The sequence below is a fragment of the Armatimonas sp. genome (assembly GCF_031410135.1).
Taxonomy (GTDB): Bacteria; Armatimonadota; Armatimonadia; order Armatimonadales; family Armatimonadaceae; genus Armatimonas.
The window spans coordinates 1-16,876 of record NZ_JANNYP010000323.1 but is presented as its reverse complement, the minus strand read 5'-3'; the positions used below and the strand labels follow the sequence as shown (position 1 = coordinate 16,876).

20 protein-coding genes and 1 tRNA gene are annotated in these 16,876 nt (G+C 57.5%); 13 read left to right on the top strand and 8 right to left on the bottom strand.

The annotated features are described in order from the left end of the window. From RMO15_RS11650 to ribD, 7 genes are all read left to right on the top strand, one after another. On the top strand, nt 1-920 hold a 920-nt coding region (locus RMO15_RS11650; protein WP_309712363.1), incomplete at its 5' end, for a hypothetical protein. A gap of 80 nt (nt 921-1,000) precedes the next feature. Then, nucleotides 1,001-1,534, top strand: coding sequence for a shikimate kinase (locus RMO15_RS11645; protein ID WP_309712360.1), 534 nt, complete (start codon nt 1,001-1,003; stop codon nt 1,532-1,534). Then, nucleotides 1,531-2,637, top strand: a complete 1,107-nt coding sequence (gene aroB, locus RMO15_RS11640; RefSeq protein ID WP_309712357.1) for a 3-dehydroquinate synthase — start codon at nt 1,531-1,533, stop codon at nt 2,635-2,637. Before RMO15_RS11645 ends, aroB begins: the two co-directional genes overlap by 4 nt. A gap of 209 nt (nt 2,638-2,846) precedes the next feature. After that, nucleotides 2,847-4,814, top strand: coding sequence for a PASTA domain-containing protein (locus tag RMO15_RS11635; RefSeq protein ID WP_309712354.1), 1,968 nt, complete (start codon nt 2,847-2,849; stop codon nt 4,812-4,814). Between the two features lies 1 nt (nt 4,815). Beyond that, complete coding sequence (rpe, locus tag RMO15_RS11630; RefSeq protein WP_309712351.1) at nt 4,816-5,481, top strand: ribulose-phosphate 3-epimerase; 666 nt, start codon at nt 4,816-4,818, stop codon at nt 5,479-5,481. After that, entirely contained in the window at nt 5,478-5,837 is a 360-nt protein-coding gene (locus RMO15_RS11625; RefSeq protein WP_309712348.1) for a hypothetical protein, read from the top strand. The genes rpe and RMO15_RS11625 overlap by 4 nt, the downstream gene beginning before the upstream one ends. Then, nucleotides 5,827-6,903, top strand: coding sequence for a bifunctional diaminohydroxyphosphoribosylaminopyrimidine deaminase/5-amino-6-(5-phosphoribosylamino)uracil reductase RibD (ribD, locus tag RMO15_RS11620; protein WP_309712346.1), 1,077 nt, complete (start codon nt 5,827-5,829; stop codon nt 6,901-6,903). The genes RMO15_RS11625 and ribD overlap by 11 nt, the downstream gene beginning before the upstream one ends. On the opposite strand, the gene RMO15_RS11615 is transcribed toward ribD, so the two are convergent. The 5 genes from RMO15_RS11615 to pdxS are packed head-to-tail and all read right to left on the bottom strand — an operon-like array spanning nt 6,886 to nt 11,056. Continuing rightward, nucleotides 6,886-7,866: a hypothetical protein gene (locus tag RMO15_RS11615; RefSeq protein WP_309712343.1), complete on the bottom strand. Its 981-nt coding sequence runs from the start codon at nt 7,864-7,866 to the stop codon at nt 6,886-6,888. The two genes, ribD and RMO15_RS11615, sit on opposite strands and share 18 nt — an antisense overlap. Then, entirely contained in the window at nt 7,863-9,068 is a 1,206-nt protein-coding gene (locus tag RMO15_RS11610) for a hypothetical protein (RefSeq protein WP_309712340.1), read from the bottom strand. Before RMO15_RS11610 ends, RMO15_RS11615 begins: the two co-directional genes overlap by 4 nt. After that, the gene (pdxT, locus tag RMO15_RS11605; protein ID WP_309712337.1) at nt 9,068-9,634 is read right to left on the bottom strand and encodes a pyridoxal 5'-phosphate synthase glutaminase subunit PdxT; all 567 of its coding nucleotides are present in this window, start codon (nt 9,632-9,634) and stop codon (nt 9,068-9,070) included. The genes RMO15_RS11610 and pdxT overlap by 1 nt, the downstream gene beginning before the upstream one ends. Further along, nucleotides 9,624-10,163, bottom strand: coding sequence for an NUDIX hydrolase (locus RMO15_RS11600; RefSeq protein ID WP_309712334.1), 540 nt, complete (start codon nt 10,161-10,163; stop codon nt 9,624-9,626). Before RMO15_RS11600 ends, pdxT begins: the two co-directional genes overlap by 11 nt. A gap of 8 nt (nt 10,164-10,171) precedes the next feature. Next, a complete protein-coding gene (gene pdxS, locus RMO15_RS11595) occupies nt 10,172-11,056 on the bottom strand; it encodes a pyridoxal 5'-phosphate synthase lyase subunit PdxS (RefSeq protein ID WP_309712331.1) in 885 nt (294 codons plus the stop codon). A 98-nt stretch (nt 11,057-11,154) separates the two neighbouring features. Here pdxS and RMO15_RS11590 point away from each other — a divergent pair. Both RMO15_RS11590 and RMO15_RS11585 read left to right on the top strand, forming a co-directional pair. Then, a tRNA-Gln gene (locus RMO15_RS11590) sits at nt 11,155-11,225 on the top strand. Nucleotides 11,226-11,311: 86 nt separating this feature from the next. Next, a complete protein-coding gene (locus RMO15_RS11585; RefSeq protein WP_309712328.1) occupies nt 11,312-11,962 on the top strand; it encodes a lysophospholipid acyltransferase family protein in 651 nt (216 codons plus the stop codon). Here RMO15_RS11585 and RMO15_RS11580 read toward each other — a convergent pair. Further along, nucleotides 11,959-13,203 (bottom strand): hypothetical protein, encoded by a 1,245-nt coding sequence (locus tag RMO15_RS11580; RefSeq protein ID WP_309712325.1) that lies wholly within the window; start codon nt 13,201-13,203, stop codon nt 11,959-11,961. The two genes, RMO15_RS11585 and RMO15_RS11580, sit on opposite strands and share 4 nt — an antisense overlap. A gap of 93 nt (nt 13,204-13,296) precedes the next feature. Between RMO15_RS11580 and RMO15_RS11575 the strand changes: the two genes are divergently transcribed. Genes RMO15_RS11575 through RMO15_RS11565 form a run of 3 tightly spaced genes read left to right on the top strand, consistent with a single transcriptional unit; the run spans nt 13,297 to nt 15,274 of the window. Continuing rightward, nucleotides 13,297-14,373, top strand: coding sequence for a hypothetical protein (locus RMO15_RS11575; protein WP_309712322.1), 1,077 nt, complete (start codon nt 13,297-13,299; stop codon nt 14,371-14,373). After that, complete coding sequence (locus tag RMO15_RS11570) at nt 14,370-14,819, top strand: hypothetical protein (protein WP_309712319.1); 450 nt, start codon at nt 14,370-14,372, stop codon at nt 14,817-14,819. The genes RMO15_RS11575 and RMO15_RS11570 overlap by 4 nt, the downstream gene beginning before the upstream one ends. Nucleotides 14,820-14,836: 17 nt before the next feature. Continuing rightward, a complete protein-coding gene (locus tag RMO15_RS11565) occupies nt 14,837-15,274 on the top strand; it encodes a hypothetical protein (RefSeq protein ID WP_309712317.1) in 438 nt (145 codons plus the stop codon). Here RMO15_RS11565 and RMO15_RS11560 read toward each other — a convergent pair. After that, nucleotides 15,271-15,891: a hypothetical protein gene (locus tag RMO15_RS11560; protein ID WP_309712314.1), complete on the bottom strand. Its 621-nt coding sequence runs from the start codon at nt 15,889-15,891 to the stop codon at nt 15,271-15,273. The two genes, RMO15_RS11565 and RMO15_RS11560, sit on opposite strands and share 4 nt — an antisense overlap. 95 nt (nt 15,892-15,986) lie before the next feature. Between RMO15_RS11560 and RMO15_RS11555 the strand changes: the two genes are divergently transcribed. Further along, nucleotides 15,987-16,679: a hypothetical protein gene (locus RMO15_RS11555; protein ID WP_309712311.1), complete on the top strand. Its 693-nt coding sequence runs from the start codon at nt 15,987-15,989 to the stop codon at nt 16,677-16,679. Nucleotides 16,680-16,690: 11 nt separating this feature from the next. Here RMO15_RS11555 and RMO15_RS11550 read toward each other — a convergent pair. Further along, nucleotides 16,691-16,876: hypothetical protein (locus RMO15_RS11550; RefSeq protein WP_309712308.1), on the bottom strand; the 186-nt coding region annotated here is incomplete at its 5' end.

Genomic DNA, 16,876 nt, shown 5'->3' with positions numbered 1-16,876 from the left:
GTTTTGGCGGTCAACCCGGTGGTGGTGGTATCGGTGGTGGTCAGCCGGGTGCGGGTGGCCAAGGACAGAACCAGCGTTCACTTCGGCCTCCAGGTATTGATAATATCCTCTCCAGTGATGCAGATAATACTCTGATTGTTCAGGGAGACCCTGCCGATATTGACGAGCTGAAGGCACTGATTCGTCTGCTGGACGTTGCACCAAAGCAAGTTGAGATTCGTGCAGAGTTTGTGACCGTTAATATTCAGGATGTGAATAGCTTTGGGATCCAGTGGCAGTTCAGCCCTGCTAATAACCTAGACCTCAGCCAGCAGGCTGCGGCGGGTAGCGCACCTAACTTGGCGGTTCAGTACGCTTCGGGAAATGCTGTTGCAAGCTTACGTGCTGCATATATTAAACAGACAAACCGGATTTTACAGGCACCTATCATCAGTACGTCAAATAACACTCCGGCAAGTGTGTTTATCTTTGATACTGCCTTTATTAATCAGTCTGTTGTGATTCCTGGACAGCTTGGTGGACAGCCTACTGTCGCGACACAGCCGATTCCAATCACTGCGAGCAATCAGTTTGTCGTGACTCCCCATATCAATGGTGATGGCACGATTAGCATGTTGCTCAACCCGCAGTTACAGTCGTTCACAACAGCGATTACACCCAATACTCCTCCGCGCTCAACAACACAGGGTGTCTCTACCTTCCGTCGTATTAAGAGTGGAGAGACCATGATGCTGGGTGGGTTTATCACCAAGCAAGAGGACGGTGGTGAGCTTCGTATTCCTTTCTTATCAAGTCTGCCCTTGATTGGTGAGCTGTTCAAACAGAAATCTAATACGGTAACGGGTGTTGAGACGCTCATCTTTGTGACTCCTCGCATTATTGAGGAGATCAATACCGGTGGTGGCGGCTCGAATCTGTAAAAGCTTCCGTTGGTAAAACAAAGTCGGGTGGCAGCTGCCACCCGACTTTTTGTTTGTGTACGATACAATACATCCGTTAAATGCTAGATAATATTGCACTAATTGGATTTATGGGGAGCGGGAAAAGTACCGTGGGAAGGCAGCTCGCCCAGCTGCTTGGCTGGCGTTTTACGGATACAGATAGTCTGGTTGAACGTGTTGCTGGCTGCTCCATTCCGACGCTGTTTGTGCGCGATGGTGAGAGCGCCTTCCGGGATCGAGAGACGGAGATTTTATTGGGTGTGACCGCTGGGGAACGGCAGGTCATTGCGACAGGTGGTGGGGCAATTTTGCGCGAAGAGAACGTCGCAGCCTTACGAGGTGCCGGGCTTGTCGTCTATCTGATGGCACATCCGGATGTTCTGGCCGAACGCGTCAGCCGTCGCCCAGGGCAGCGTCCTCTCTTAACAAGTGGTGAGGAGCCTGCCCTGACACAAATTTTGCGTCTGCTTGCTGAGCGCGGCCCTCTCTATCAGAAAGCTTGCCACATCCTAGTAGATACATCGGATCGCTCCCCTCAGGCAGTTGCCGAAGAGATTGTGCGCCGGTTCCACAAACAGAAGAGGGTCTCGTGAGTCGTGTGCCAGTTGCTCTCTCCGAGGGGAGAGACTATGAGATCCATATTGCCGCGGGGTCTCTCGCCACGTTAGGGCAGCACTGCGCGGCTACCACCCACTCCTCCCGTGCCGTAATCCTAACGCAACCGAGTATTGCACGCCACTGGGAAACCGGAGCAGCTCAGAGCCTAGAGCGGGCAGGGTTTCAGGTAACGAGCATACACTTTCCTGTGGGGGAGCGGTATAAAAACCTCACCACAATCACCCGGCTCTACGATGCTCTCTATCAGCTCACTCCCGCTCTCGATCGAAAGACACTCATCGTGGCACTTGGAGGGGGGGTGGTCGGTGACATGGCGGGCTATGTGGCAGCCACCTACCTGCGCGGCCTTGACTATGTACAAGTTCCGACAACCCTTCTGGCAATGGTAGACTCCTCGGTTGGAGGGAAGACGGGTGTAGACTTTCGTGAGGGGAAAAACCTCATCGGGGCTTTCCATCAGCCTCGCTGTGTGGTGATTGATCCCACACTCCTCCAGACACTGCCACGTCGGGAAATACGCTCCGGGCTTGCGGAAGTCGTGAAGTACGGGGTGATCCAAGATCCCGTATTACTAGCCAAACTTCGGGAGCAAGCACGTTTGCTTTTGCGTGGAGATGCGGATGCGATTGCCGCTATTGTCGAGCGCTCTTGCCAGCTCAAAGCCGAAGTGGTGACGGCAGATGAGCGCGAGGAGACAGGGCTTCGCGCCATCCTGAACTTTGGACACACGATTGGTCATGCTCTGGAAAGCGCCACGAAGTACCGTCGCTATAAGCATGGTGAGGCAGTGGCTATTGGTATGCTGTCAGCCGCCCTGATTGGCGAGCAGGTAGGTGTCACCCCTTCCGAGCTTACACAGGAGCTACGGGCGACCCTGCTCGCCCTCGGGCTTCCGACAGCCCTTCCTGACGATGTGAGCGATGAGACATTAATTGCGCTAACGGCTCGTGATAAAAAAGCGGAGGCGGGTGAAGCACGTTTTATCTTAGCCAAGCAGATGGGGCAGGTGGAGCTGATGATCGTACCGACGATGCTGGTTCGTGCGGGGCTGGAGAAGCACCGCAAGGGGTTCGACTAAAGGAGCGCAAGGTACAATGCAATCAGGTGGAGTTGGTAAAGAAGCGCTTAGTGCGCTCTGGTTTGGCATAGTAGGGTTTGCTTTTTTTGCGCCTGCTCTAGGAATGGCTCTGCCGATGAATTTTTTTACGGTACTCTATAGTGTGGTTCTACTGGTTAGTGTGGTGATACTTACTCTATCACTGCTTGGTCAGAAAGGAAAAAACAATCATGCCGAGTGAAGATGCTCCGATAACAGATGCCGCTCCTGCAGATAAAGATCGTGTCTATCTGATCAATCGGGTGGTGGGAAAGCGCTACGAGGTTCTAGAGTTTATCGAGGAGGGGCCACTGCTGGCGTCGTTCCGAACACGGGATCAGCAGCTCAATCGAATCGTCACACTCAAGACCTTACGCTCCGAGCACGCACGGCGCTCGGAAATTATTGAGAGTTTGCGGGCAGGTTGGGCCGAGACACTCTCTCTGACACACTCGGGAATTGCACGCTCCTACGATGTCGGCGAAGATGTGGCCCTGACTCCTCTCTACCATGCTGAGGAGTTTGTCCGGGGAATTGACCTTAAGGAGCGCATCAAGCGTGCGGCTCCGTTTCAGCTGACAGCTGCCGTGGACATTGCCCTCTCACTGGCGGAAGCCCTTGAGTACTCTCATCAGCGCGGCATCGCACATGGGGATCTCTGCCCACAAAATATCTTAATTGGGCCAGAGGGGCAGGTAAAGGTGAGTGCCTTTGGGACATCACCCACCTATGCGCTGTTGGCAAAAGACGATCCCAGTGTCCTGATGCGAATGGCGCACTACGCGGCCCCCGATTTGGCGACGCACTCTTTGGCAACAACGTCGGCGGATCTCTACGCTCTCTCGGCGATTTTGTACGAGATGCTAACGGGGGAGATGCCCTTTAAAGGCGATAATGCCGTCCAGCTTGCGCTCCGTCATGCCCAAGAGCAGCCACCCTCACCGCGCGCGGTCAACCTCGCGGTGCCAAGGGCGCTGGAGGGAGTCATCCTCAAGGGACTGGCCAAGCGCCCTCAAGATCGCTATGCAAGCGCCTCCGATCTCCTTGCGGATCTACGAAAGATTCGGGAGGCACTGCGCTTTGGCCGATCTTTGGCTTGGTCGCCGCTGGATGGTGAGGGGAATGTAAACACCGCGTCTCCCGTGGTTCCTGTGATACCCAGTGTGCCTGAGAGCCCGACCGACACAGGGCGACGTGTCTCTAAGGCCGTTTCGACCGATGTTCTACCGAAAAAAAATAATAAAGAGAAAAGGGATAGATCTATGGAGGAGATAGACCATGAAGAGGCACCCGCACCCCGTCGGATAGGGGGCGTTTTACTTGCAATCAATCTATTTTTATTACTAGCACTCATTGGAGCCGGTGCACTTGTCTTTAACTGGATTAAGCCTTTTCTGAGCCCTGCCAACCAAGTGGTGGTTCCTGAGCTTAAAGGCAAGACTCTCACCGAGGCGAAAGCGATTGCCAACGAGGCACACTTCAAGCTTGCCATTCAAGATCAGGTTTACATGGATGATAAACCTGCCAATACAATCTATCAGCAGAAAGAGCGTCCTGGAGATAAGATTCTAGAAGGGAAAGAAGTCACCATCTGGGTTTCTAAAGGCCCTGAGATGGTACTTATCCCTAATGTTGAAGAAGTCACACTGGATAAAGCGCAAAAAGATCTGGAAAAAGTGGGTCTTAAAGTTGGGACGATTTCACGGCGCTTTGACCCCATCACCCCCACAGGTGTTGTCCTGGAACAGCTCCCACGGGGAGATGGCTCGGAGCGCCGTGCACGCGGCACTAAGATTGACCTGACACTCTCGAAGGGGCCTGAGCCTGAGCCGACACCAGAGCCAACACCCCCACCCACTCCTGAGCCCACGATGCCAACCGCCCCCGACCCTGGCACAAATCCCGCAGGCTTACTTGACCCTGAGGACACGCGGCAGCGCACCTTCCGGGTTCCGTATCGAACGCCACAGGACGGGCAGCAGCACCATATCGTCATTCAGGTGGAGGACTCTGAGGGAACACATACGGGCTACGACAACATGCATGGGGCCGGGCAGGCCATCGCCACGGAGATTTCGGGAGTGGGCCGTCCTATCATCATCAAGCTCTATGATAACGATGACCTCAAGGCGCAGACACTCGCTGTGAAGGGACGCTAGCGTGACTGTTGAGCTGGCTCCCTCGCTGCTGGCGGCAGATCATGCTCGCTTTGGCCAGCAAGCCCAAGAGGTGCTGGCAACGGGCGAGACATGGCTGCATGTGGACGTCATGGACGGGCGATTTGTGCCGAATCTGAGCTTTGGTGCCGAGGTGGTTCGTGCCCTGCGCCCACTCTGCCCGCTGGCGTTTTTTGATGTCCACTTGATGGTGGTGGAGCCCGAGCGCTACATCGAGCCCTTTGCTGCCGCAGGGGCACACGCCATCACGGTGCACCAAGAGGCGGCGGTTCACCTGCAGCGGACACTGGCGGCGATTCGCGAGACGGGCTGTCTGGCAGGAGTCGCGCTCAATCCCGCTACCTCGCCGGAGACCTTGCGCTACGTTTTAGAGGATCTCGATCTGGTGCTGGTAATGACAGTCAATCCGGGGTTTGGTGGTCAGACGTTTCTACCCACGGCGGCTCGCAAGGTCGGGGAGCTGGCCAAGCTGCGTGCGGCGACAGGCACCAAGTTTAAGATCAGTGTCGATGGTAGTGTGAACGTCAAGACCGCGCCCGGGCTGGCTCGCGATGGGGCGGATGTGCTCGTGGCGGGCTCGGCGATCTTCAATCACACTGAGGGTGTTGCGGCGGGTGTTGCGGCGCTTCGAGAGGTACTGAGAACATGAGCCTAGCGGTCGTTTTTTGCGTCTTGTTGGGGGTTGCCATTGCGCTGACCATGATCTTCTACTCCCGTGGCTACGGGGCGCTCTCCCCACGCTCGCGCCTCTACCGCACCGCAGGAATGGTGATGCTCTGCTTGTTTTTGGTACTCTTGACCATCTTTATGGGACGAGAGTTTGTAGGCCGTATTGGCTTGCTTCAGAAACTTGCCCTCCTCATCTCCATCTACTGCCTTGGGATTAGTCTGCCGTGCATCGCACTACTGGATGCTCTAGAGTCTTTTGTCACGGTGCGTAAAGCGGAACGCCAAGTGATCCAGCAGACGATCGAAGAGGCCCAAAAGCAGCGCAATGCTCAATGATGAGGATGTTTTCTGGATGCGGCGGGCGCTACGGCTGACCAACCGGGTGAAAACCCATCCCAGTCCTGGGGTCGGAGCGGTGGTCGTTAAAGAGGGGGAGCTGATCAGCGAAGGCTGGACCTACCACACCTCAAAAGTGCATGCCGAGGCAATGGCGCTCGCACGAGCGGGGGAGCGTGCCCAGGGAGCGACGGTCTATACCACTCTGGAGCCCTGCTCACACTGGGAGCGCCCTGATGGCTCTGAGCGTACGCCCTGTACGCACCACTGCATTCAGGCGGGCATTGTACGCGTGGTAGCGGCGACGCTGGATCCTAACCCTAAGGTGAGCGGTGAAGGCTTTGCACAGCTAAAAGCCGCTGGGATTGCACTCACCGTCGGGGTGTGCGAGGATCGGGCCAAAGAAGCACACCGAGCGTTCTTAAAACATCAGCTCACAGGCTTGCCTTTTGTCACACATAAAGCGGCGATGACGCTAGATGGCAAGCTTGCCGCCAGCCATGCCATGCCACTTGCCATCACCAGCGAGCCTGCCCGCCGCGCTGTGCACCGTCTGCGTGCTAAGTCCGATGCGGTGATTGTGGGGGTGGGAACCGTGCTCGCCGACGACCCCGAGCTGACAGTTCGGCTGGTGCGTGGCAAGAGTCCTACTCCGGTGATCTTCGACTCCCAGCTTCGCATGCCCAAAAGTGCAAAGCTCAACCGCTCCGGCACGCTGATCCTGACCTGCCATCCGCCCCTGCCCGGCTGGGATGCGGAACTCGTCCCCCTTCCCGCCGACGAGTCGGGGCGGGTCTCTGTGGCTGTTGCACTTGCGTTTCTTGCCGAGCGCGGCCTGCTTGAAGTGCTGTTGGAGTCGGGCGGGGCGCTGGCGGCGGCCTTTCATGCTGTACAGGCTGTGGATCGCTGCCTTTTCTTTATCGCTCCCAAGCTTATCGGTGGAGCCCACGCCCCGACCCCTTTGGATGGCCCCGGCCTGCCCAACCCGGTGAATCTGGAGCCGCTTCGCGTCCGTCGCTACGGCCCCGATATAGCTCTCGAAGGTAAGCTACTCCGCCAGCAGTGAGCAGCCGCGCAAGACGGCGCCGGGGGCTCGGCCTTGGAGCTGAAAGCCACCGCACTCGTCCCACACTCCCATGTCCTCGGTCTGAATGGCCAGTACGGAGTTGTAGTTCGCCAGATCATAGTGCGCCAGCAGGCCTGGTTGCCCGAGCACTGTATCGGTGCCGGTAACGGGGTCAAGAATGCGCGTCTTGAGCCACGGTGGAGCGAGCTTGGGGCCATCCACGCCCTGGCTGTAGAACTGACTCGCCAGCTCACTCATCCCGTACTCCGAGTAGCAGTGCGATGGGGCGACTCCGAAGCGCTCGGTGAAGAGTGCGTAAAGTTCCTCGCGCTCGATCTCACGGCTACGGCCTTTGAAGCCGCCTGTCTCGATGAGAAGAGTGCCTTCGGGCAGCGCAAAGTTCTCCTTCCTGGTGGCATCGAAGAAGTTCACAAAGGCGAAGGCGGTGCCAAAGAGGGTGCAGGGAGTCGCGAGGCCCGCCAGCGTGTGTCGTAGCTGATCCGCGCTACTCTCACCCCAGATAAACTCCGCGCCGAGTGTCTCCAGCATGAACGAGAGCGAGGAGTGCGGAGCGACATCGGGCGGGGGCATCAGGGCAAGAAGTGGCAGAGAGGGGAAGTGATGTGCGTAGCCCGCTTGGAGCGAGACTAAGTACAAATCCAGAGCAGCTTCGCTCATAAAATGACGGCTGGTCTCGCCGCTTGTTGTCCCTGAGGAGTGGAAGACTTTCACGCACTCGCTCTCGGGGACGCAGGTGAGAGAGAAACGCTTAAAGGCGACGGCAGGGGCGGCGGGAATCTCCTGCCAGTGGGTAGCGGTTTCTGGAGTCACACCACGTCCGTTGCAAAAGCGCTGGTAGGGTGGGTTGTTCTCGTACTGGTAGGCGAAGAGGCGCAGGGCGAGGGCGTCGAAGTCTCCTGTGCTAGTTTGAATACACTGTGTGAGGTCGGCGGGTAGGCTCACGGAAGTGCCTCGTAGAGAGTCAGAGTGCCATCGGTGCGCACGAGGAGCAGGAAGGCTCCATCGGAGGTGGAGATCGTCTGCTGAATCGGAGCTTTGGCAGGGAGCGCGAGCCGCCAGCGCGTCTTGCCGTCCTGATCGAGGACAAATAATGCCCGCTCGCCATCCAGAGCCGTCGTCCGCTCGCCCTGTGCTGAGAGGGCGACGAGCCGGGGGGCGAAAAAACGCCCTCCTTTTTCATCGCCACGCGCTGTCCCATCACGGTTGAGCAGCACCAAGCGCTTGGTTTCGTCACCACGCGCAGTCTTAGCCACATAGCTCAGTGCGACCCGCTGGCCATCGGCAGAGACAATCGCTTGGGCCTGCGTTCCGGGGATTCGTTTTTCCCAGAGCCGCATCCCCGAGTCCATATCGTAGCCTGTTAGCTCCAGATTGCGCTCATCGCGCCGTGGGCCGTGTCCTGAGAGGCTTATCGCGGTGGCACCATCGGCAGAAATCTGGACTTCTTGCCAGCGGGCGGTATCGGAGTCACCGTAGGCCCAGGCCCCGAGCCGACGAACTCCTGCGGGTAGCCAGGTTCCCGTCAGAGCGGCAGAGCCATCCGTGGAGACCGCGAGACTATCGGGGAGAGCGTTGAGCTTCCAGACAAGCGGAGGTTGAGCACTCACTAAAGACGTGGCGAGAATCTGATTGGCGCTGGTACCAAAAAAAGCCTTGTTGCCATCGGGAGTGGCAACTAGACTCCAGAGCGTCCCCGGTAGAGCAAAGGCATACGGCTGTGTGGTCGTAGGCCCCAGTATCCAAGCTTTCTTAACGGACGGGTTGTACAACGCTCCCACCAGCACCCGTCTACCGCGCACCGCAACAACATGGTTTGCCAGGGGGAGTGGAGCGGCCGTCCAGAGTGTTGTCCCTGTCTGCGGTTCCAGAAGCTGGACTTGTTTCTGATCATCTAACAAGGCCACGGCACCATCGGGGGCGAGGCTGAGGCTTTTGGTGGTAGGGAATGGGCGTGTCCAGCGCTCTTTCCAGCGGGGACGGTTATCCCCAACCGTAAGCAAGGGCTCGGGAGTCGAGCTTGTGCGTTGTGCGACGGGGCGTGGTGTCGTAGTATTGGGACGCAAGGGCGATTGGGACTGTGCCAGGCTCAGGCCGAGAGTCAGAGCTAGGGCAGAGAAAGCCAGAACCACAAGACGCCACTGCATTAGATGCTCTCTAGAAACGCCCGGAGAAGGGTCGTGTCATCGGTAAGCTCGGGGTGAAAGGCGGAGGCGAGCAAGTTCCCTTGGCGCACCAGCACCACTTTGTCTTCATAGCGGGCAAGCGGCTCGACATCCGGTCCCCACTCGCTCACATAGGGCGCTCGGATAAAGACACCACGCACTCGGCCCAAGGGGGAGTCTAGGTCGGCCTCAAAGGAGTCAATCTGCCGTCCAAAGGCATTGCGGGCCACGCCAATATCTATCAGGCCCAGTAGCGGCTGACCGCCCCGTTTCTCACCTTCTGTGATACGGCTTGCGAGCAGGATCATTCCCGCGCAGGTTCCCCAGATCGGTTTATCAAAGGCACGAATGGCTACATCTAGCCCGAATCGCTTGAGCAGGTAGCCCATCGTGGTGCTCTCACCGCCGGGCAAAATCAGGGCATCCGCTGTTGCCAGCTCTTGCACGCTGCGCACCTCAAAACCTTCGCATCCCGTGGTAGCGACTGCCTTGATGTGTGCTTCAAAGTCACCCTGTAGCGCGAGAACCCCGATTCGTTTAGTTGCCATTACGTCTTGCTTTCCAGTCTGCCAGTGCGTCTCTCACGTTTTGAAAGGCGAGTTCTCGACTCTCGGGGAAGGCATCGGGGGGAAACCAGCCCAGCTCCGCCATATCATCGGACGCTTGCGCCTCAGGTGAGGCAGCAAGCACGCGGCACCAGTAGAAGATATTAAGCGTGTGCTCGTGGGGATCATCACCGTACTGGTCCATGTAGAATCCCAGTAATTGTACCGGATCTACCAACAATCCCGTCTCCTCCAAAAGCTCACGCTTCATGCCCGCTTCGGGGTGCTCGCCCGGCTCCAGAAAACCGCCGGGCAGATCCCAGAGTCCCTTCGAGGGCTCAATGCCTCGTCGCCCTAAGAGCACGCGACCCTGAGTATCTTCTACCACCGCTCCTGCCGTGGGCCGGGAGTTGTTCCAATAGAGAAAGCCACACGCAGGACAGACCCGGCGCTCCGCGTCCTCGGGGGTCGGGAAGCGCCGGGTCTGAAGCTCGGTGCGGCACCGTGGGCAGAAGCTATAGTGCCGGAACATCTAGGCGACTACCAGCCACGCTTGTCGAAGCGCTCGACATCGGGAATGGTGCGGATGTCAATGCCAACCATCGGCTCGCCTAGGTTCTCCGAGATCTCAGCGAGCTTGGCATAGTCTTTGTAGTAGAGAACCGCGTCCACGATGCGCTTGGCACGCTCCGCGGGGTCGCCGGACTTGAAGATGCCGCTGCCGACAAAGACCGTCTCCGCGCCCAGATGCATCATCAGAGCCGCGTCCGCCGGGGTTGCGACGCCTCCTGCGGAGAAGTTCGGCACCGGGAGCCGACCGGTTTTTGCCACTTCCAGAACCAGCTCGTAGGGAGCCTGTAGTTCTTTGGCCTCGTTCATCAGCTCAGCTTCATCCATCGAGCGGATCTTGCGGATGCCACCCATCAGCGCACGCATGTGGCGCACGGCCTCTACCACGTTGCCCGTCCCAGCCTCACCCTTGGTGCGGATCATCGCCGCGCCCTCGCCAATGCGCCGGAGCGCCTCGCCTAAGTTCCGACAACCACAGACAAACGGCACGCTAAAGTCATGCTTGTGGATGTGAAATTGCTCGTCGGCGGGGGTAAGCACCTCGGACTCGTCAATAAAGTCCACGCCCAGGGCCTCTAAGATACGCGCCTCGATAATATGCCCGATACGTGCTTTGGCCATCACGGGGATGGTCACGGCAGCCATGATCTCTTTGATCATACGTGGGTCGCTCATGCGCGCTACCCCACCATCTTTGCGAATATCAGCAGGGACGCGCTCCAGAGCCATCACCGCAACGGCTCCTGCTTCTTGTGCGATCACGGCTTGCTCTGCATTGACCACATCCATGATCACGCCGCCCTTGAGCATCTCCGCAAGCCCGAGCTTAGTAGCCCAGGTAGATTTTTCTGTCATTGTTGTTAAATTTCCTCGTTCTTGATTCTACCGCGCTGGATACAACACAATCAACTATGATACAATTCCTGCGCTTTCCGGATTTTGTCAGGAAGTGCTCCCAGGTCGTTCAACGGCAGGACAGAGGTTTTTGGTGCCTTTAATTGGGGTTCGAATCCCTACCTGGGAATTATTTTTTGTCTCATGAAAAATGGGTCGCCTTTTGTGACTTTAGTCCCTTGCTAAAAAACACTCGGTCTGCCTAAAATAAAGAGCATGAGATACCGTCTGCTACGCACACTCTGTCGGTGGCTGGCACACCTACTTTTTATCTTTCATGGCGGGTTGCGTGTGACGGGTAATGCGTTGGTGCCCCAAAAAGGCGGCGTCTTGATCTGCCCGAACCATGTCTGCGATGCCGATCCTCCCGCTATCGGAGCGGCTCTGGATCGCGAGGCGTGGTTCATGGCAAAGTCCGAGCTGTTCTCAATACCCGTTCTGCGCTGGCTTCTTCCTGCGGTGCATGCCTTTCCCATCCGACGCGACTCTGCCGATCGTGCCGCGCTGTCCCGCGCCGAAGAGCTACTGAAAGCGGGCGAGGCGGTTGTGATCTTCCCGGAGGGTGGGGGCAATGCGGAGGGGACGCTCCAGCCACTGCATCCCGGGGCGCTGTTGCTGGCCTTGCGCACGAAAGTCCCCGTCGTTCCCGTAGCGCTGTTTCACACCAATAAAGTCGTGCCCTACGGTGCGACACGTCCCCAAAAATCTCCCGAGCCGGTGCGTGTCGAGTTTGGCGAGCCGCTAGACTTCTCCGATCTCTACGGCAAAAAAGGCGCGGTAGACGAAGCCACCAAGCGGCTCACCGAGCGCCTTGCCCAGATGCTAGGTCAGCCCATTCCTGAGGGAAAACCTCAGAAGCACGACTAGCGAGCACGACGGCGCATCAGAAACCTGGCGAGTTTGATCAGCCCAATGAGACTTGGGATGCCCAGAAGTAGTAAAGTCGGAGCAAAATAGACGACGCGCGCCAGAAAATTATTAAAGTTTTCGCTGGCTTCCTTTTGCCACGGAATGTCCAGCGATGGTGCCGGGGAGTCTTGGTAGCCGTCCCAGAAGTGCAGGTCGGTGTCCGGATGACGACCCGCTTTGAGCCTCGCCTCCATAAAGGCCGTTCGTGCGGCTTGCCAGCTTTCCGCATCGGTGCGTAGCTCATTGAACTTTGACGTGACATTGTCTTTATTGGTGATACCAAGCCAGTGGCGTGCGCCAGGCGTAATGAGATAGCTTGGGCCGCTACCACGGGAAGGATTAGGGAACTTGACACCCTCAAAGAGGGATTCTTTTCCCGCGCGTAGTAGCTCACGGCAGCGTAGCTCTGCGAGATAAGCGACTTTAGCATCCCCCCGCCTATTAAGCTGTCCAGCCAGAGCGCCAAAGACATCAACACTCTCCCAGGCATTGCCCAAGACCACTAGGCCCGCCAGCGCAAGAAGTGTCTTGTCTGGTGTGTTTGTGAGACGGGCGGAGACACGCAGGCTGCCCGAGCCAGCACTCTGGTTAACAAAGTACGCCAAGCTCTGCTTGTTGCGTTCGTGGAGAATCCAGTCCATCGCCTGAAGCTGGGCGGCTTCGCGGCCAAAGTGAGCATCTGGCTTGAGGCGCACTGCCTCGGCGATCTCATCACGTGCCTGCTCTAGCTCCTTGATACGCTCGTCTTTGGCCCCCTCACGGAGCCAGCGGTGGGCACGAAACGTCCCGGCATTGGCGAAGTAGCGGTAGAGTGCTTCGGTGTTGTGGGCAGGGATTCGGGGCCGTTTCTTCTCAATCCAGGACAGCGCCTCACCACTCTTGCCGAGCTTATCATAGGCCACCGAAATATCGTCATACAGCGCGAGCTGATTAGGATTAGCTGCCAGGAGGAGCTGGCAGCGCTCGATCCGTAGGCTATAGTAGAGTGACGGGTTGCGTGGGAAGCGCCCTGTGATCACCTCGACAATACCCGGAATATCAGGTGTCTCGCGGGTGAGGGCAGGAGCCATGATAGGAAGACGCTTTGCTTGGATAGCCAGCGCATCGGAGTCGCGGTCATTGAGGCAGGCATAAGCGGGCGTGTGGGATAAGACCAGCAAAGCAACAATGACTTTAGGCAGGACTGTGGCGTTTCTCATACTCTTTCAAGACGTAGGTTTTTCGCGCTTGGTTACGCCTGAGTGCAACTTTTCCGGGTATATTGGTTCTATCTAGTTATGAGGTTTCGAAATATGACAACGACAATGCGTTTTGGAGTTTTAGGACTTGCCGCGACGGGGCTGGCAGGCTGTACACAGCCACGTCCTGTAGTGATGGCCCCACCCGTTGCGCCGCCCCCGCCGCCCGCTATGGCGGCCCCGGTTTCTAATGGTGAGGTCTACAACTGGAAAGATGTCCCAGCAGGCCAGCAAGTGCCCGTTACGCGCGCCGTTTTTGACCAGGGTGGCTACCAGCTCTACGCTGCCTCGGGCGAGACGATTGCGGTGCCGTTTGAGAACCAGAACATGTACGTCATGAAGTTCGGTCGAACCAGTGGCGACATGTATTTTACTAATGAAAATAACACAACCCCGACACTCTATGTACGTGAGGGAGCGTTTCTAGAGAATGCAGCAGCGCAGGGAGCCAAGTGGTATCCCTTCCCGCAAAACTATGCCTATACCCGGCCTGTGTACGTAGGAATTGCTCCATCTTGGTCGGCCTACACGGGCATGGGTTGGTATCCAGGGATGACCTACTACGGGGGCTACTCCAGTTACAACCCCTGGGTCTCGGGAGCTGTTTTCGGAGCGATGGCGGGGCTGATGGTCAACGTGGGAGGCCGTCCCTACTACGGCTGGAACAGCTACTCGAACTACTACCGAACCAATACGGTCAATCGGGTGCTGATCAGCAATAGCCGCAGCAACTTTAACTACTCCTCGGTAGGCCGCCGTAGCCCGTCCTCAAGCTCGTTTAGCCGCTCCTCGGGTGGCACCGGCTCGTTTGGCGGACGCTCCACCTCGGGTACACGCCCTGGTGGTAGTGGCTTTAGCGCCGCTCGCCCCAGCTTTGGAAGTGGCTCGAAACCCGCGGGAAGCTTCGGGAGTGGCTCCAGTGGTACTCGACCTAGCTTCGGGGGTGGGTCCAGCGCCGCGCGTCCGAGTTTTGGTAGCGGCTCCAGTGGCACTCGGCCTAGCTTTGGCTCAGGCAGCTCGGGCTTCTCTAGTAGCCGCCCGTCTGGTGGCAGTAGCTTTGGTGGAGGGCGCAGCTCGGGAGGCAGCTTTGGCGGAGGTCGTAGCTCGTTTGGGGGAGGCCGTCGTCGTTGAGAAATGAGATTATTTTTAGCACAGGGGGCGACTGGGACACGACGAGTCTGATGAGCGGGGGCTACTCGATTGAGGCAGCCCAGCTCTATGTCGAGCTCCGTGCGGGGCGGGACGACTGGGGCGACGAAGTGGAGGGCGGGATATGGGAAGGGGCGGAGCTCACCGCCCTGATCCGACCCGCCGAGGATCCAATGGCACCCTACGACATCTTTCCCGGACGCATCACCATGGAGTTTCCCGGCTACACGATCGTCATGGAGAACCAGCACCCGATGGTGGACATACGCCACCTAAGAGTCTGGTTCAATGGCGAGGACATTACAGATCGCGTGGTGGACATTGTCGTGGACATCAATGCGGTGGATAGCTTTGTGCAGGCCTATGCCAGTGTCTATAAATCGCGGTTTTTGCTACGCGACGAAGTGATCACGCACAATATTTTGTAATAGAGAGTTTTTTAGAGATGTCAAACCGACCTTCCGCCGCCCAAGTGGCGGGACTGGATACCAACCTTACCTGGATCGCCTACGAGTCTGATAGTGCGGACGGACTGCATGTTTTTCATAACGGCCAAGCGATTCTGACGGGCTCCATTGAGAGTATCTCCGTGGACATTGATAGTGAGAAAAGCACTGTGACGGCGATCTTGGTGCGTAGAGAAGGCACCAATATCAGTCTCTTTCCCGGCTCGGTTGAGATCATCGCCAAAGAAAAGCGCCTCTCGCTCTCGGCAGTCGAGGCCAATAACCTGGACGGACTCTACTTCGGCATCGGGGTGCGTCCAGACGGTACGAGCGACCAGGTACAGGGCGTGAAGAGCTTGCGAGTTGTCCTCACCCCCGGACTGGCGAGTGCCAAGCTGACTTGGAGTGAAGACGGTACAGAAGAAGTGATCTTCTAGTTTTCGGTTCCGTGCAGCTCTTCCAAGACAAGCTGTGCGGCATCGCGAATACGCTGGCTGGAGGAGCAGGCGGCAAGCTGGCGGGCAATAGGCACCGTCGCGGGGTCGCCTGCACTGGCCAGCACCAGAAGCGCCGCGACGGTAAACTCGACAGAAGGGTCCTGGTTCTCGACGCAGAGACGCAGATATCCGCGCTGTGCTGCCGTGAGCTGACGCGCACTTGTTGTGTCCAGGCGGGGCAGGAGTCTCTCCAGAGCTTCGTGGCACTCCACCGCCCCTTTCCCCTGCCACCGCGCAAAGTCAAGCAACGGAGCAACCGCATCCGTTCCCCGAACCGCAGGGGCAAGAGTCGCCACTTGCCCCTGTGCAGTGCTCCAGAGACGTCGCTCACGGTAGGTCATGGCAACACTGACACACCCACCCAACAGGGCAAGTACTCCCCAGAGCCCCTGTCCCACCGTCAGTAAGAGTATCGCAAAGGGGAAGAGCCAGAGAGTGTGTTGCCAGCGCCCCAGATGGGCCAGGCAGGGAGCAGATTCTTTGTGCAAGATGTGTAGCTGCTGCTCAGGAGGCAAGGCCATCGCGCCCAGCTCCAGCGTCTCTCGGTAGCGGATCATTAGATTCCTGTATGCAATGAATGGGGGTAGCGGGGACTCATTGACAAAGTTGGTGTCGTTTGTTACGATGCCCTGTAGGAAAAGGAATTGATACCATGAAGTATTTGAACTACGCTCTCTCTCTCACGACAATTGCCATTGCCATTGTCAGCACTCATGCACTTGCTCAGCCTCCGCGTGGCGGCTTTGGAATGATGAACCAGCCGCTTACGGTTGTCTCGGCACCGGCTGAGGTGCTGGGCAAAGAGCTGAAGCTCTCCGAGGAAGTCCAGAAAAAAGTCGCGGCGATCCAGAAAGGTGTCCAAGACAAGATGACGGCTGCCATGCAGGAGCTACGCGACAGTGGTGGCTTTAGCCCGGAGGCATTTCAAGAGCTCCAGAAGAAAAATACGGAGAATGCCAAAAAGGCCGAGACCGAGATCATGGCTCTGCTGAGTAATGATCAGAAAAAGGCTCTGCCCGATGTTATGAAAGCGCTCCAGATGCTACGAACGCTGGGAATCCCTGTGCAGCTCAATGGAGATCTGAAGCTCACGGAGGAACAAAAGACAGCTCTTGCTAAGATCGCTGTAGAGGTTACGAAAGATCGTGAGTCTAAGATGAAAGAGATGCAAGAAGCACGTGAAAATGGTGATCAGGATAAGATGCGTGAGCTGATGCAGGCAATGCGTACCAGTGGTGCCAATCCCAAGGCCCTCGCCGCTCTAACAGCGGATCAAAAAGCCATGATCGAGAAGTACATCAAAGACCACCCCCAGCAGCCGGGCCGTCGTCCTGGCGGAAACTAGGGCTCCTAAATCTAGGAGGGGGCGAGTGCGGAGATGTACTCACTCGCCGCCTCCCGGATACGCTCGGAGGGATGGTGGTCGGAGAGCTCTTGGGCTTGAGGGCGTAAGTTCGTGTCTCGCAGGGTCGCGAGCACGAGGAGTGCACAGGCAACAAAGCCCGCGTCCGCGCTTCGGAATATGGCACGCCGGAGATAGGC

Bases quoted from the DNA above. Each gene is read 5' to 3' on its own strand.
- RMO15_RS11625 (WP_309712348.1), top strand. From the start codon at position 5,478: ATGAGCCTAGCGGTCGTTTTTTGCGTCTTGTTGGGGGTTGCCATTGCG.
- pdxT (WP_309712337.1), bottom strand. From the start codon at position 9,634: ATGGCAACTAAACGAATCGGGGTTCTCGCGCTACAGGGTGACTTTGAA.
- pdxS (WP_309712331.1), bottom strand. From the start codon at position 11,056: ATGACAGAAAAATCTACCTGGGCTACTAAGCTCGGGCTTGCGGAGATG.
- RMO15_RS11635 (WP_309712354.1), top strand. From the start codon at position 2,847: ATGCCGAGTGAAGATGCTCCGATAACAGATGCCGCTCCTGCAGATAAA.
- RMO15_RS11610 (WP_309712340.1), bottom strand. From the start codon at position 9,068: ATGCAGTGGCGTCTTGTGGTTCTGGCTTTCTCTGCCCTAGCTCTGACT.
- ribD (WP_309712346.1), top strand. From the start codon at position 5,827: ATGCTCAATGATGAGGATGTTTTCTGGATGCGGCGGGCGCTACGGCTG.
- RMO15_RS11565 (WP_309712317.1), top strand. From the start codon at position 14,837: ATGTCAAACCGACCTTCCGCCGCCCAAGTGGCGGGACTGGATACCAAC.
- RMO15_RS11645 (WP_309712360.1), top strand. From the start codon at position 1,001: ATGCTAGATAATATTGCACTAATTGGATTTATGGGGAGCGGGAAAAGT.
- RMO15_RS11580 (WP_309712325.1), bottom strand. From the start codon at position 13,203: ATGAGAAACGCCACAGTCCTGCCTAAAGTCATTGTTGCTTTGCTGGTC.
- RMO15_RS11600 (WP_309712334.1), bottom strand. From the start codon at position 10,163: ATGTTCCGGCACTATAGCTTCTGCCCACGGTGCCGCACCGAGCTTCAG.
- RMO15_RS11585 (WP_309712328.1), top strand. From the start codon at position 11,312: ATGAGATACCGTCTGCTACGCACACTCTGTCGGTGGCTGGCACACCTA.
- RMO15_RS11555 (WP_309712311.1), top strand. From the start codon at position 15,987: ATGAAGTATTTGAACTACGCTCTCTCTCTCACGACAATTGCCATTGCC.
- RMO15_RS11575 (WP_309712322.1), top strand. From the start codon at position 13,297: ATGACAACGACAATGCGTTTTGGAGTTTTAGGACTTGCCGCGACGGGG.
- RMO15_RS11560 (WP_309712314.1), bottom strand. From the start codon at position 15,891: ATGATCCGCTACCGAGAGACGCTGGAGCTGGGCGCGATGGCCTTGCCT.